Origin of the sequence: Planktothrix paucivesiculata PCC 9631, assembly GCF_900009265.2 — a bacterium.
Taxonomy (GTDB): domain Bacteria; phylum Cyanobacteriota; class Cyanobacteriia; order Cyanobacteriales; family Microcoleaceae; genus Planktothrix; species Planktothrix paucivesiculata.
In genome coordinates this window covers 1-14,145 of sequence record NZ_LR735013.1, presented here as the reverse complement: position 1 = coordinate 14,145, position 14,145 = coordinate 1, and the positions used below count along the sequence as shown (strand labels likewise).

The window sequence follows — 14,145 nt, the reverse complement described above, 5'->3', positions numbered from 1 at the left end:
ATAGGATGTTTTGACATTCCTAATAGATTAAATATGAAGGCAATATTACCCCCGAGGGTTATTTTAGATCCCCTATTACAACAATGGTTATTAGAAGATATTGGACGAGGCGATCGCACGACCGCAGGATTATTAATCGGAAATCAGATTAAATCTGCCGATTGGATTGTTAAAGAAAAGGGTGTAATTGCCGGATTACCTATAGCTGAAAGAGTGTTTAAACTGTTAGATAATCAGATGAAATTTACTTTTTTAGTTAAAGAGGGAGAATCCTGTGAAAAAGGTAGAAAAATAGCTATTTTAGAGGGGAGTTTAGAAGCGTTATTAATGGGTGAAAGAGTAGCATTAAATTTAGCGATGCGACTGAGTGGAATTGCGACGGCGACAAGGAAATATGTAGAAGCGATCGCTGATTTACCCTGTCAATTAGTTGATACCCGCAAAACCACACCCGGATTAAGAGTATTGGAAAAATATGCAATTCAAGTGGGAGGGGCAAAAAATCATCGGATGGGATTAGATGATGCAATTATGATTAAAGATAATCATATTGCGGTGGCGGGGGGAATAGCAGAAGCGATTACTACAATTAGAGAAACAATGCCCTATCCTTTAACTATTGAAGTGGAAACAGAAACCTTAGAACAGGTTAAAATAGCGTTGGAAAATCAAGCGGATATTATTATGTTAGATAATATGTCCTTAGAGTTAATGAGAGAAGCTGTTGATATAATTCGTCAAGATAAGTCCCGAATTAAAATAGAAGCATCAGGAAATATTACCTTAGAAACTATTCGTTCAATTGCGGAAACGGGAGTTGATTATATTTCAACCAGTGCACCGATTACCCGTTCAAATTGGTTAGATTTAAGTATGAAAATGTAGATTTTACCATGGGGGCGAGTTCGCCTCGCCCTAAGATCGCTTCTCTATTCCTAATCTCTACTTAGAAATAAAATGTACCCAAAAACTACCATCTGGCATACAAACGCGGCGGATTAATAGATAGGAATAATTCAAATAAGACCCACTCAAATCCGTGCGATAACCGGAGGAAAACCATTCTCCATAGGGATCATGAACAATAAACCCATATTCGTCATACCCGACCACCGGCATAATATGACCAAAGGAGGTAAAATACCCATGAATAACGGCGGGATTTCCGGCCGCAATCCAATCTTTAATATCCTCGATTGTGGCATTTTCAGTAAAATAATCCTGACAACCATAATCGCGAACAATTCGAGCTAAATCGTAGGGATTATGACGACTATAGCCTTTATTAATGGCGTATTCATAGAGTTCATCTTCAAACTGACCGACACTGGTTTTGCGACGAGCTTTAAAATATTCCAAACACATCGCTATGGAAGTTACGTTACAAGATCCCGTGGGATTAAACCAATTATCTAATTGAGACTTAAACGGAACATTGAGACGGGCACTTTTGGGAAGGGGTTTGGGATAAACCCGGCTGCCATTTTCATAAATTTCGGCGTGTTCTCCCCAAATATATAAAACAGAATATCCTCCGTAGGATTCAGTGCGTAGAGCGACTCGTAAATGTCCCCGAATCGGATCATAAGCCAAAACACTAAATTCTTGAGCGGCGGGAATCAAAAATTTTTCTGAGTCATTGAGTTGGGAAGAAGCAATGGGTTTAACCTTAAAAACTGTACTTTTAACGGTTTTTAGAATCGGGGTGGCGATCGGAATCTGGTCTTTTCGGGTTTCGATTAACTTTTTAGCTGTAACTGCACCCAGATAACCCGCTTCACCACACTCCATCAACTTTTGAAATTGGTGTAATCCAGCCGTTGATTTTGGGCCAAAAATCCCATCTACAGGCGGATCAAGCAGTCCTAAATCAATTAGTCGAGTCTGAATTTGACGGGAAAGATCGTCGTCTTCAGAAATGCCTTTAATATCATATCGAGTATCTTTACCGAGAAAATCTTGTAGTCTCATAAGAAAAGGATGGGAGTCATGATCAGCGTTGCACGATTTTACCATTATTTCCAGAAACTTCCCAACTCTGGGTTTTATTTGATTAAAGTAAAGTCATTTTTTTACTTTTTCACTGATAACTGATCGCTGATTACTGATGACTGTTTGAGGAAGGTTTCAAGATGACAATTCCATAGGCATCAGGAGACAAATACCGTTGTGCAGAGTGTTGAATGGTTTCTGAACTTAACCCTTGAATATGATCGGGGTAATGGAGACCCGCAGCTAAATCTCCCACCAAAGATTGATAGTATCCATACAAACCAGCCCGATCACTCGGGGTTTCATTTCCAAAGATAAATCGATTGGCTACCTGTGTTCTCACTTTGGCAATTTCGTCTTCAGTAATTAATTCGTTTTGAATTTCACGAATATGATCGGTAAGAATCGCCTCAACCCGCGCTAAATTCTCTACGGGTAAACGGGCCGAAATATAAAATACGCCCTGCCAACGCTGGGTCATATTACTCGCAGAAATGGATGACACTAACCCTTGATTTTCTCGTAGATCTTGAAAGAGTCGCGACGTTTTTCCCTGACCCAAAATATAAGCTAAAACATCTAAGGGATAGGTTTGAGGGAGTTCTTCTAAACCCGGAACACGCCATAACATCAATAATCGGGCTTGTTCTAAGGTATCATCGATGATTTCTTGACGGACAATTTCCCTAAAACTGGCTTCAGGAGTCCAGGGTTGGAGTTGGGGGAGCCCAGAATCCTTTGATGTGGGGGAATAAACAGAACCCACGGCATTTTCTACGGTTTGAATCAGAGTTTCCACGGGTAAATTGCCTACCACCGCAACGGTCATGGAGCGCGGCTGATACCAAGTGCGGTGGAAGTCCCGCATTTGTTGGGATTGTAACTGCTCAATTACTGCTGCTGGCCCTAAAACCGGACGCCGGTAGGGGAGTTGCTCAAAGGCGATTTCCATGGACTGACGGAAGGAGCGCCGACCTGGGTTATCTTCAGCCCGACGAATTTCTTCTAAGACTACAAATCGTTCCCGTTCAAACGCCTCGTCCGCCACACTGGCATTCATCACCACATCAAACTGCAACGGAGCTAAATCCGCAAAGTCTTGGGGGGCAGTGGTGATGTAGTAATGGGTATAGTCCTGACTGGTGGCTGCATTCGTGACCGCGCCCCGTTGTTCGATTTTTTGCTCAAATTCTCCGACTTGCAGATGGGGTGTGCCTTTAAAAACAATATGTTCTAAAAAGTGCGCCATGCCGTTGATATCATCGGATTCAATGGCTGAACCAATATTAATCCAAACATTGAGATTCACCGCATCAACGGCTAACTGTTCTGCCACAATGGTTAGACCATTAGGGAGTTGATGAACAGTGGGGGTATTAATCGGTCGAGGCAAAGATGGTTTGACGAGGATAGAAGTCATTTAGTTCAGTAATCAGTAATCAGTTATGAGTTATCAGTGGTTAGACCCGTCTTAGCAAAACCCAATATCGTTAGGCTAGGCGCGTCCCTACCAGTTATTCGTTGATAGTTGATAGTTGATAGTTGATAGTTTTTATTGTATTGTAAGTTATTAGCTAAAAACCGACAACTACTACACTTATAACTGTTTACTGATAACTGATAACTGATTATGGCATTTTTTCGTCAATATATTGCCCCGTTGATTGTGGTCATGATGTTTTTATTTGCCCTGTTCGTTGTCAGTGCGCGAATTTTTCTCCCTGGAGATATGACCGCCCCAGCCCCCATGGGCACGGTGATCGCGCCGACTGGATCGGATCTATTTTTTGTTAATCCTATCCGTGTCTGAAGTTTTTATCCCCGGTTATCATCTGCGCCAGGGGTCACGTTTAGATCGGGCTTTATTACTCAAGTTTGTGTACAGAACCTATAAGGAACAATTCCCTGAGCAAGAGTTAAGCCATCTAGCCTCCACCGTTGAGCAGTATTTTTCGCCTCAAACTCCTTTATGGTGGGTGGATGAGTTCGACCCAGACCGTTCCCCTGCCGGACAAGTGGCTTGTTTATGGTTAGGCAATGCGATTGATCTAACCGATGGAGAACGCACGGCCCATGTTTTTTTGTTGTATGTCGCACCGGAACACCGAAAACGGGGTATTGGTTCAGCTTTAATGGTTCATGCTCAACAGTGGGCCACCGGACGAGGCGATCGCAAAATCAGTCTACAAGTTTTCACCCATAACCAACCCGCCCTGAATCTGTATCAGAAACTCGGCTATCAACCCCAATCTTTGTTGATGCAGAAAATTCTATGGTGAGTTAAATATAGTCCATTAAATCATGTAAATTAATAATATGGAGGATGAAAAACTGAGCAGAATCAATACTAAAGACCCGTTAGAGAGTCCTTTGGATCAATTGGATGATGGCGAAATGGCCCAACCCGATCCAGAGGAGATGTTGCTGTTGTTAACATCTCCTGAATCTCAACAGCGCATGATTGCAGCCCGGGCTTTTTGTGAAATTCGGGACGAGCGGGCTATTCCTGATTTAATTCGACTCCTAGAGGATAGTTGCCCTTTGGTGCGGGTGAGTGTAGCCTATGCTTTGGGACGTAACTCCAATTCCCAATCGGTTGAAGCCTTGATGGCACAATTGCATCAAGATTGGAATGGCTATGTTCGGAAAGGAGTGGTTTGGGCTTTGGGAACCTGTGGCGATCGCCGAGCCTTGGAACCTTTACTGGATGCCCTGAAAACCGATATTCCCGCCGTGCGTCTCTGGGCGGCGAGTTCCCTGGGTCAAATGGCAAAAGTCAGTTATGATGCCGTAATTCGGGCGATTCCTCCGATGATTGAAGCGATGCGTCAAGATTCGGTTCCGGCGGTTAGAAGTAACTGTGCTTGGGCTTTGGGCCAACTGTGTCGGGAACTGCCCTCGAATGTTGTTTATGCTGTCGCTATTGATGCCTTAATTGAAGCCCTAGAAGAAGATGAGGATGTAGGGGTTAAGGATGATGCTAAATCATCTTTATTAAGAGTGGGTGATCCGCGAGGCTTACAAATTATTGAAGACTTGGAAATGGACGGTTTATTATAATCTTTTGTGGTCGTTATCGATAAGGTCAACCGCAACGCCGTGTTGCCTCAGCTTTTGACCTGGGTAAAACCAGGTGGGTACCTCGACCAGACTTAAAGTTTCCGAGTCTAAGCTCGGTTTACTGCCGCCTGCAATTCTCTTGGTTCCCGTATTCTTAAAGCTATAGATCAAAAAAACATATCGGCAAATCACCAACGTCGCAGCAGAACCTTGAGGTTATTATAACAGATCTTTCTGGGATAGCAAGGAGATGGGGGAGAAAGGAACAAACATGAACGGGCGTCCCCAGGATGTTAGCCCTCGAATCTAGGAATTATCCCTGCGTCAATTTTCTAAACACTGGATGGGACTCGAATTCGTTTGGATTGAGAAATTTAAAGGGCAGAAAATCCGAAAAAATATCAGGTTTTATTTTAGCTATATGCAGATCTAAATAACAATTCAAATCCGTAGAGAGATCACTGGATATGCTATGTCTTCCTTCTTCTATACATACTCGGGTTGTTACTCCTGAACCTGCGAAAAAATCAACCACAACCGAACCAGGGTAAGACATCCCACGGACAATTCTTCTAATCACTTCCGTTGGTTTTTGAGTCGGATGTCCTACTCTTTCCAGGGAATTACCATTTAATCTTCCCATCTCCCAAACATTAGTGGGATTTTTGCCTTTATTAACAGTCTCAGGATTGAGTCTTTTATCTTTTAAGTAAAGGTTTTTAGTCTTTTGATCAAAAGGAATACGAACAGCATCTAGGTCAAAAATATATTTTTTTGTCTTGGCAAACCAGGCTATTTCCTCATGTCGATTGGCAAAGAATCGATGGGCACTCATGCCATTTTTATAATACCAAATAATCACATTTACTAAACACATTTTACTATGATGGCGCATATACATCATAATTTCTAATAAATCACCACTTCCGGCTTCACTTTGATATTGAAATCCCCCAAAGATCACCAGATTTCCAGTATTTAATAGGACTCTTTCACTCTCAATCAGCCAATTAGATGCCCACTTAATATAATGATCAAAGTTATCCCATTCAGCGAGATTTATATTATAAGGAGGATCGCAAACAATAAGTTGAACAGAGTTTGAGGGGATTTTTTTAAGAAGTTCCAGACAATCGAGGTTCATAACCGCATGAACGGTTTCTTGATAGTCTTTGACTTCTATTTCCAGTTCAGAAGTGTGAAACCCATGCCGCTTTCGCAATGCGTTCATCCCAATATGTCGTGTATTTCTGTGCGATCGGTTAGCCATATTTTTTATATAGAGGATATTTTTTTCCTCTATATGGCAAAAAAGAATAATCCAGTCAATCTGAGAATGAAGTCTTTTTCCTGGCTGTTAATAGGAATAATTTAATCCAAGGAATTATTATTAGATTTATCTAAAATTTGATTAAATAAACTAGAAATCAAAGAAAGAACAATTGAGCCAAATAATGCCGCCCAAAAACTAGAAATCGAAAATCCAGGGGTTAAATAGGCGACTAAGGAAATAGAAATAGCATTGACCACCAATAAAAATAAACCTAAAGTTAGAATAGTTAGGGGAAGGGTCAAGATGGTAATAATCGGTTTAATGATAGCATTGACAAATGCCATAACGATCACTCCAATGGCAGCAGATTGCCAACTGCTAATGGTAAAACCCGGAACAATTTGGGCGGTTATTCCCAGCGAAATAGCAGAAATGATCCAAGTGACAAAAAAATTGATCATAGATGTTTCCTCAGAATAAAAATTAAAGCCTCGGTTGTTTTTAGAAACTTGTTATTCTAAAATAACCTGCTTCTGGATCATTTATTTTACACGATTATTCAAAAATTGGGTATGGGAGAAGTTAACATAACTATAAAGGATTTGATTCTAAAGTGGAGCAGTAAACAGATGATCAGACTTGGGCAATTCATCGTTTTAATGGTGGCTGTAGTCCTATTTGCTTTTCCGATTCCTTCCTGGGCGGGAAAAAATCCAGCCCATCTGTTTTTTAGTCATAGTTTGCTACAGGGACGGGATTTTTCTAATCAGTCTTTACCGGCGGCGGAATTTGCGAATTCAAATATGGAATTAGCAAAATTTGATGATTCGGATTTAGAAGGAGCGATTTTTAGTAAAGGGATTCTAACCAAAGCCAGCTTTAAACAAGCAAATTTAACCTATGCGATGTTAGATCAAGCGGATTTTACTGATGCCGATTTAACTGATGCTGTGTTAGTTGAGGCTTTATTTTTAGGGTCAACCTTTCGTCGTACAACCATTGCAGGTGCTGATTTTAGTGATGCCATCTTAGACAGAGAACAGATTCGACAATTGTGTGAAGTTGCCAGTGGAGTCAATTCAACGACTGGGGTAGCAACTCGTTACTCTTTGGGATGTCGATAAACCGGATCAAACCCAGGGAAATAATCCTACTTTAATCAATAATGTTTGGGTTATTTTTCCTGAGTTTAAACTCAATATAAACCTACTATTTTTTGATGAAATTAATAAAAATTTCTCCTGTTGAGTAAATTTAACCCAACTCAAAATCAAAGTTTAACTAAACTAATTTAGTCGCTTTAATCATGTGATAGGCAATTAATAATTGGGTTAAAGCTAGGGGATAGCTTTGTAAAATTTCTCCGGTTGTACCAGCTAAAATTCCCAAATTTTGATTCCCTCCAGAACTACAGAAATTTTTCAAACTCGGTAATTCATTACATAGCATCATTTCTAATGCGTTGACTTGTTCTAAAGTGGCGTGACTATCGATTTCTAGGACATCTACGGGTTTACCCATATCTCGATCTAATCCCAGACGCACAGCATCAATATGATGACCACTTTGTTGATTGAAAATTTCACTAAAATCTGGGTGAGGAATGGTCGGACGCAAAACCAAACGAACGTTTAAGCTGGTTCCATTTTCATCATCTGGAGGATAAAAGGTAACAATAACATCGGCTGATTTTCGTTGGGGACGAATAAAATCTTCTGAGTCAGGTTCCCGTTGTTTTAAAGCAAGAATTACATCTTCTTCGCTGTAACCCCGTTTCATTGTATCTCGTTTGATTTTCCATTGACATCGGAGGGATTCAGGGGGAGCTAAATACACTTTTACATCATAATTATCCCGAATTCCACGAGTTGCATAACCCAGTAAACCTTCGACAATCACAAATCGATTGGGTTTGATATATTCAGGGGGTTGAAATGTTCCATCATGATGATTATAAATGGGTTTAAGAATAGACTGTCCGGTTCTCAATAAAGTTAGATGTTGCTGCATAATATCCAGATAATTACAATCTGGATTCAAGGCAGTAATATCCATTTCAGCCCGTTGTTTGCGATCATAACGATGATAGTCGTCGGTACAAATTACCGTTACATTTTCTTCCCCCAAGACTTGAGCAATTCCTCGGGTTAAGGTAGTTTTTCCCGCGGCACTGTCTCCAACAATTCCTAAAATAATCGGGCGATGTGTCATCTCAAACCTCACGCAAAAGGAGAAACCGCAATATTTTAATTGGCGGCAAAAACCTGACTTATAGTTAAAAAACTTCTGCCCCTGTTTGGGGAATCCACAGAAATTAGACTAATATTAGCATGATATAGCAATCCTATCGATTTTCCTATAGCTAATCAAAAGATATTTCTGGTAACGAGTCTAGGTCAAGGGTGAGTGAAGATTGCAACGAAGCATTAAAAGTTGAACCCTGTCCCACCTGACTTTTCAGTAATTGTAAATCTCCTCCCATCATTTTACAGAAATGACGGCTAATGGCTAAACCTAATCCCGTCCCTCCATATCGGCGGGCTGTCGAATTATCTCCTTGAATAAAAGCCTCAAAAACGTATTTTTGTTGTTCTTCAGGAATCCCAATCCCCGTATCTTGAATACAGAAATTAATCTGATAACTCTGTAAAGAATTAGAGGTTGAATTTTTAGAATTTAAAGAATCGACAGGGTCATTAATCTTTTCACGGGTAATTGTTAAGATAATTTGACCCTGCTGTGTAAATTTAGCCGCATTACTCAGGAGGTTAAATAAAATTTGTCTAACTTTAGTTGAATCTGAATAAATCAAACTTAAACCCGAATCATAATTCAGGGTTAAAACATTGTTATTTTGATTCACTAAAGGTTTAACCGTCGCAACGACACTTTCAATTAAGTCCTTTAAATCGAAACTTTCTAAGTAGAGTTCCATACGTCCGGCTTCGATTTTTGATAAATCCAAAATATCATTAATTAATGATAACAAATGTTTTCCGGCTGTATTAATCATTTCTAAATCAGTCACAAATTCATCCTGACCTAAATCCTTGGCATCTTCCGCTAACATTTCGCTATAGCCTAAAATAGCGTTTAAAGGTGTTCTTAACTCATGACTCATATTTGCCAAGAATTGGCTTTTTGCCAGATTAGCAGATTCTGCTGAATTCTTGGATTGTTCTAACTGCTGAGTGCGTTGATCAACCTGTTCAATTAAGTAGTTAACCGAGTTAGCTAAGGAATAAATTTCATGAATATCGGTCTGGAAAGGAACTCGCAAATTATAGTCAGACTCCTGGGCAACTTGTTCAGCCACTTGTTGGGTTATACTTAGGGGCTGAGTAATTGAATGGGTGGTTTTTATGGCAGCAAGAATAGAAATTAGAACGGATAAAAAGGCACTAACTATAATAATTAAATTTTGGAGTTTCCGAGCATTTTTTAGTGCTATATCACTCATTTTTTCTTGATTTTCTGCTTCTTTCAACCATTGTTTTAATTGATTATTTAATTTTTCCAAGGTTTGAATAGATTGCTGATCAGACAATAAATTCAATGACTGATAAATTGCCTGATTTTTTAGGTTAGAGGATAAATTAGGTGAAATTTGTTTTAATATATCAAGAGTTTTAGTGTAAATTTGTAAACTATCTTGATAGGTTTTAAAAAACGATTTAACTTCCGTTGTTTCTGCAACCAACCAGCTAGGATTTTGATCAATAAAATCTTCAATTTCAATCACAAGATTTTTGAGTTTAGTTAAATCCTGAGCGATATTTTTTTTCTCCTGATTCCAAATTTTAGGTTGATCTGTGGAAGAAATTAAGTGATAACTCTGCAATTGTATTTTGAGAACAGTGGTATTAAAGTTATTGAACAGTTGGGCTTGTCGGCGAGCATCCGATAATTGATAATAAGCCTGTTTTTGGTAAATATCGGCTAGTAATAATCCCGTGATTGAACCCATAAAACCAATGGCAATAGCTAAAAAATAACCATAACCAATTTTTTGATAAATAAACCAACGATACCCTGAATGTTGATTCCGTCGAAAAGGATTATGTTGCTGGAGATAACCCTTAAAAGAATGGGCTACAAGGCGTTTAGTCTCTGGGTTCGTTGTATTAGATTTTAAGTCTTCAAATGGCATTAGCCTATACTCCTTTTCCCTCCTATGTTAAGTTTGATTAAAGAATATTTTCCTGGTTCATCTTGTTAAACCTTAACCTTTAAATTTTAAACTCCCAGAACAGGGTATGGGCTTGACCAAACCCATTTTCATTTTAGGGTGCGACCCCCAACTACAATTGTGACATGGGTGTGTTAGTGTTACGACTGATCTCAGTGATTAAATCGTTAAATCAAAATGTGAAAAACCCTCCAGCTTAAACTGAAGGGCTATCCAGACATAATATTCAAGATTTTAATCGATTTAGACAGCCCTAGGGACTTAACTGAACCCGACGGGAAAAGTTTGTTTAGCAAACCGACCCCTAGCTGTCACAATCTGTGATCTCAATCCCCCAAAAGCAATCACTACTTTCCAACCGCAGCCGGTTGCAGTAAAGCGGCTTTGAGTAATTCAGCTTTATCGGTTTTCTCCCAAGGTAAATCTAAATCTGTCCGGCCTAAATGACCATAGGCAGCCAAATCTTGGAAAAAACGACCTCCCCGCACACCGGGTAATTTTTGTAAATTAAAAGCCTGAATCATTCCCGCCGGGCGCAGTTCAAAGTTATTTTGTACAGCCTCGAGCAGTTTGTTTTCATCCACCTTGCAAGTTCCAAAGGTTTCAATTAAAATGCTCACGGGTCGAGCCACCCCAATCGCATAGCTCAACTGAACTTCACACTTATCGGCTAACCCGGCAGCTACAATATTTTTCGCCACATAACGGCAAGCATAAGCCGCGCTGCGGTCTACTTTCGTGGGATCTTTCCCAGAAAATGCCCCGCCCCCATGACGGGAATATCCGCCATAGGTATCGACAATAATTTTGCGACCCGTTAACCCGGAATCTCCTTGAGGGCCACCAATTACAAATTTACCCGTTGGATTCACTAAAAAGCGAGTTTGGTCATCGGGTTTAACCGCAATATCCTCGAATACGGGTTGGACAACGGCAGACCAGAGATCGGCTTTGATTTTTTCTTGTACCGCCGTAGTATCGGTAATGTCCCCAATGGTCTCGGTATGTTGAGTTGAGACTAAAATGGTATCAATTCCCACGGGACGATCATCTTCATAGATTACGGTCACTTGGGTTTTACCATCGGGACGTAAATAGGGAAGTGTCCCGTTTTTCCGCACCATTGCTAATTGCCGAGAAATCCGATGGGCTAAACTGATCGGCATAGGCATCAGTTCCGGGGTTTCATTGCAGGCAAAACCGAACATAATCCCCTGATCCCCAGCACCAATAGCATCAAGTTCTTGGTCGCTTAACAGTTCTCTGGCTTCTTGGGCTTGGTTCACCCCTTGAGCAATATCAGGAGACTGTTTATCTAGGGCAATCAGAACGGAGCAGCTACTCGCAGAAAAGCCATTATCTGCATCAACATAACCAATTTCCGCAATTTTTTTCCGAGCTAAATCAATATAGTTAATTTGCGCGTTGGTGGTAATTTCACCCGTGATCAATACTAAACCGGTATTGACAACCACTTCTGCGGCTACACGGCTTTTAGGATCTTGAGTTAATAAGGCATCTAAAATCGTATCGGAAATTTGATCGCAGATTTTATCGGGATGGCCTTCAGTCACGGATTCAGACGTAAACAGGTAACGGCGAGACAATAATCATTCCTCCTTGTATTCGAGTGAGATTGATTCAGCAGAACCGGATTGAAATTACACTACTACAGCATCATCTCTTAATTCTCATCAAATCCGCAAGTTCCCTTTCACCGATCCGACGGATTCTATTATAGAAAGTTGCGACGATCAGCAATTATACAGGGGTTATTCCCAATTTACCGAAAATTATGGGTTTAAAGCCCCGCCCTTTAGCTGAGTGGAGGGCGGCTTTGGTAGCCAGATTGTCAATGTTAAAACTCAAATTGTTTTAAAAATCCCCGTCGCGATATTCGCCCAGAGTATCAAATACGGGCAATAGCGGCGATCTTAATCAGCTTATTTGTGTTGAGTCCATCTAGTTCATTAAGATTTAGCCAACCATCTTTAACCAAACTGGCAAAAACAAAAATTAGTCCTGAATATTCATAATCATATTTGCCATCTATATTGTGTCTTCTAGCACTTAAAAAGTCGTGCAAACGCCAGATATCATCAATTTCTACAATCGCACTTGATTGTTTACGAACTTCGTCTATCAAAGCCTTTATTTCTCGTTTATAAGCCATATCAAAGGCAGCTTTAGCTACTTCTTTTTCTGCCTCAGACCATTCAATCTCATTTACTTGCATCATTACTAAAGTTAAATAGACTCTAAAAAACCCACACAATTAGAGTTTTGTCTGGGTGGCAACGGGTTTAAACCCGTTGCTAGATTAAATTAGATTCGTTTATTAATTAACGAACTAAATTTAACAACTCTTTAGGTGATGCTAACAAGTCAATTGCCACAAAGAAAATTTTATTTTCAGGACTTAGCAAAAATCTCCAAGCCATATTCATGCCCACACCAGCACCAAACCAAGGAGTTTGCACTTTACCAGTTACTTTGATTTGGGTATAACCACCATCTGCGGGTTCTGTTACGCCTCGCTCTGGAATCAACTTGAGATTCTGACACTCTTCTCGGAAAAATCGAAGAACAGCATCTTTCCCCACAATTGGTTTCTGAAAAGGAGGTTGAAGCGCGCCATCGGGGGTGAATAACTCAATCAGCACATCAAAGTCATTGGCGTTCATGTTATTCATGTAGTTGAGAACCGTGGGATTATCAACGCCTTCGATAGTAACTTGAGTCCGTTGTGCCATATCTCTAGGAACAACCACAGGTTCAGAAACTCTCTGAGAACTATCAAGCTTACTTGTATCAAATCCCATGTCAACAACGCAATTGCGTAAAACAGTGATTTGTTGACCTGATTCTAGTGCTTGAATTGCTTGCAGTACAGAAGCTGCATTAGCTGATAGCTTATATCCTGATGGAATTGGAGCGACAATTCCTTGAGCCATCCATTCTCCAAGCTGATACCAAAAACCTAGCTTAATGTTGGCAGTCCAACTACCGTAAGCTCGTGAAATTGGTGTATCGGTTCGGTTTGCCAAATCACACATGACCTGTGTTTGTTCTTGGAAAGACATTTGCCGAATTTGATTCATCGTTATTTCAGCAAACTGCATATTAGCCGCGCCTAAAGCAGCAACGGTAATCGTTTTACCCATTTCAAGGTAAGCAAACCAGATTAATGCCAGTTGATCTTCAGCATTAAGTTGATTGAAGCGGGCAATTGTAGCTGGTACTACGTCAGCAGTTAAAGTATTTGGAAAAATCCCACGGGCTGAATCGACTGTAAATGACATAAAGTAAATTCCAGACTAAAATTTGGACAAAAACCAATCCTGAGTTTCAAAACAGGGGATGAACTTTAACAGAACATGATCTTAAAAATTGCTCATGTTTTGACTATAGCACACAAATCTTAAAGAAAGTACAAAAATCTTTACATAAATTTTCAGACAACATTACGATCTTGGCGAAAAGTAGTGGCAAAATTCAGGGTTAGATCCTAGTCGAGTTGGTAGAGGCGTTTTGATATCGCCGTTGAAACAGGACTCACGCATCACCGCTATCAATAGTAGGGGTAATTCATGAATTACCCCTACATCTAGGGTTACATCCCCAAATTTGC

At 40.2% G+C, this 14,145-nt stretch carries 14 protein-coding genes and 1 other RNA gene; 5 read left to right on the top strand and 10 right to left on the bottom strand.

The features are described from left to right. The first annotated feature begins 33 nt into the window (after positions 1-33). On the top strand, positions 34-885 hold the full coding sequence (nadC, locus tag PL9631_RS10605) for a carboxylating nicotinate-nucleotide diphosphorylase (protein WP_083620237.1): 852 nt from the start codon (positions 34-36) through the stop codon (positions 883-885). Between the two features lie 57 nt (positions 886-942). Here nadC and PL9631_RS10600 read toward each other — a convergent pair whose 3' ends face one another. Beyond that, positions 943-1,971, bottom strand: a complete 1,029-nt coding sequence (locus PL9631_RS10600) for a C39 family peptidase (RefSeq protein WP_083620021.1) — start codon at positions 1,969-1,971, stop codon at positions 943-945. Positions 1,972-2,101: 130 nt separating this feature from the next. Continuing rightward, the gene (locus tag PL9631_RS10595; RefSeq protein WP_083620018.1) at positions 2,102-3,412 is read right to left on the bottom strand and encodes a M16 family metallopeptidase; all 1,311 of its coding nucleotides are present in this window, start codon (positions 3,410-3,412) and stop codon (positions 2,102-2,104) included. 210 nt (positions 3,413-3,622) lie between these two features. On the opposite strand from PL9631_RS10595, the gene PL9631_RS10590 reads away from it, so the two are divergent. Genes PL9631_RS10590 through PL9631_RS10580 form a run of 3 tightly spaced genes read left to right on the top strand, consistent with a single transcriptional unit; the run spans position 3,623 to position 5,052 of the window. Further along, positions 3,623-3,802, top strand: a complete 180-nt coding sequence (locus PL9631_RS10590) for a hypothetical protein (protein ID WP_083620015.1) — start codon at positions 3,623-3,625, stop codon at positions 3,800-3,802. Continuing rightward, complete coding sequence (locus PL9631_RS10585) at positions 3,795-4,271, top strand: GNAT family N-acetyltransferase (protein WP_083620012.1); 477 nt, start codon at positions 3,795-3,797, stop codon at positions 4,269-4,271. Before PL9631_RS10590 ends, PL9631_RS10585 begins: the two co-directional genes overlap by 8 nt. A gap of 37 nt (positions 4,272-4,308) precedes the next feature. Further along, positions 4,309-5,052 (top strand): HEAT repeat domain-containing protein, encoded by a 744-nt coding sequence (locus PL9631_RS10580; protein ID WP_083620009.1) that lies wholly within the window; start codon positions 4,309-4,311, stop codon positions 5,050-5,052. A gap of 22 nt (positions 5,053-5,074) precedes the next feature. Here the strand turns inward: PL9631_RS10580 and ssrS are convergent. From ssrS to PL9631_RS10565, 3 genes are all read right to left on the bottom strand, one after another. Then, positions 5,075-5,261: non-coding RNA, 6S RNA (gene ssrS / locus PL9631_RS10575), on the bottom strand. A 104-nt stretch (positions 5,262-5,365) separates the two neighbouring features. Continuing rightward, entirely contained in the window at positions 5,366-6,283 is a 918-nt protein-coding gene (locus PL9631_RS10570; RefSeq protein WP_156090512.1) for a DNA-methyltransferase, read from the bottom strand. A gap of 140 nt (positions 6,284-6,423) precedes the next feature. Beyond that, the gene (locus PL9631_RS10565; protein ID WP_083620004.1) at positions 6,424-6,786 is read right to left on the bottom strand and encodes a phage holin family protein; all 363 of its coding nucleotides are present in this window, start codon (positions 6,784-6,786) and stop codon (positions 6,424-6,426) included. Positions 6,787-6,954: 168 nt separating this feature from the next. On the opposite strand from PL9631_RS10565, the gene PL9631_RS10560 reads away from it, so the two are divergent. Beyond that, positions 6,955-7,449, top strand: a complete 495-nt coding sequence (locus tag PL9631_RS10560) for a pentapeptide repeat-containing protein (RefSeq protein WP_156090510.1) — start codon at positions 6,955-6,957, stop codon at positions 7,447-7,449. A 157-nt stretch (positions 7,450-7,606) separates the two neighbouring features. Here the strand turns inward: PL9631_RS10560 and PL9631_RS10555 are convergent, their stop codons facing one another. From PL9631_RS10555 to PL9631_RS10535, 5 genes are all read right to left on the bottom strand, one after another. After that, positions 7,607-8,536 carry a phosphoribulokinase gene (locus tag PL9631_RS10555; protein WP_083620001.1) on the bottom strand — a complete coding sequence of 310 codons (930 nt, stop codon included), beginning with the start codon at positions 8,534-8,536 and terminating at the stop codon, positions 7,607-7,609. A gap of 151 nt (positions 8,537-8,687) precedes the next feature. Next, complete coding sequence (locus tag PL9631_RS26715) at positions 8,688-10,475, bottom strand: sensor histidine kinase (protein WP_083619999.1); 1,788 nt, start codon at positions 10,473-10,475, stop codon at positions 8,688-8,690. 386 nt (positions 10,476-10,861) lie between these two features. Further along, the gene (gene metK, locus PL9631_RS10545; protein WP_083619996.1) at positions 10,862-12,121 is read right to left on the bottom strand and encodes a methionine adenosyltransferase; all 1,260 of its coding nucleotides are present in this window, start codon (positions 12,119-12,121) and stop codon (positions 10,862-10,864) included. A gap of 302 nt (positions 12,122-12,423) precedes the next feature. Next, on the bottom strand, positions 12,424-12,753 hold the full coding sequence (locus tag PL9631_RS10540; RefSeq protein ID WP_083619993.1) for a hypothetical protein: 330 nt from the start codon (positions 12,751-12,753) through the stop codon (positions 12,424-12,426). 103 nt (positions 12,754-12,856) lie between these two features. Continuing rightward, complete coding sequence (locus PL9631_RS10535; protein WP_083619990.1) at positions 12,857-13,816, bottom strand: orange carotenoid-binding protein; 960 nt, start codon at positions 13,814-13,816, stop codon at positions 12,857-12,859. Positions 13,817-14,145 lie beyond the last annotated feature (329 nt).

What these genes read in the sequence shown, in the direction of transcription:
- PL9631_RS10580 (WP_083620009.1), top strand. Translation starts at nt 4,309, where the DNA reads ATGGAGGATGAAAAACTGAGCAGAATCAATACTAAAGACCCGTTAGAG.
- PL9631_RS10570 (WP_156090512.1), bottom strand. Translation starts at nt 6,283, where the DNA reads ATGAACGCATTGCGAAAGCGGCATGGGTTTCACACTTCTGAACTGGAA.
- PL9631_RS10560 (WP_156090510.1), top strand. Translation starts at nt 6,955, where the DNA reads ATGATCAGACTTGGGCAATTCATCGTTTTAATGGTGGCTGTAGTCCTA.
- PL9631_RS10565 (WP_083620004.1), bottom strand. Translation starts at nt 6,786, where the DNA reads ATGATCAATTTTTTTGTCACTTGGATCATTTCTGCTATTTCGCTGGGA.
- PL9631_RS10590 (WP_083620015.1), top strand. Translation starts at nt 3,623, where the DNA reads ATGGCATTTTTTCGTCAATATATTGCCCCGTTGATTGTGGTCATGATG.
- PL9631_RS10600 (WP_083620021.1), bottom strand. Translation starts at nt 1,971, where the DNA reads ATGAGACTACAAGATTTTCTCGGTAAAGATACTCGATATGATATTAAA.
- PL9631_RS10595 (WP_083620018.1), bottom strand. Translation starts at nt 3,412, where the DNA reads ATGACTTCTATCCTCGTCAAACCATCTTTGCCTCGACCGATTAATACC.
- nadC (WP_083620237.1), top strand. Translation starts at nt 34, where the DNA reads ATGAAGGCAATATTACCCCCGAGGGTTATTTTAGATCCCCTATTACAA.
- PL9631_RS26715 (WP_083619999.1), bottom strand. Translation starts at nt 10,475, where the DNA reads ATGCCATTTGAAGACTTAAAATCTAATACAACGAACCCAGAGACTAAA.
- PL9631_RS10555 (WP_083620001.1), bottom strand. Translation starts at nt 8,536, where the DNA reads ATGACACATCGCCCGATTATTTTAGGAATTGTTGGAGACAGTGCCGCG.
- PL9631_RS10540 (WP_083619993.1), bottom strand. Translation starts at nt 12,753, where the DNA reads ATGATGCAAGTAAATGAGATTGAATGGTCTGAGGCAGAAAAAGAAGTA.
- PL9631_RS10535 (WP_083619990.1), bottom strand. Translation starts at nt 13,816, where the DNA reads ATGTCATTTACAGTCGATTCAGCCCGTGGGATTTTTCCAAATACTTTA.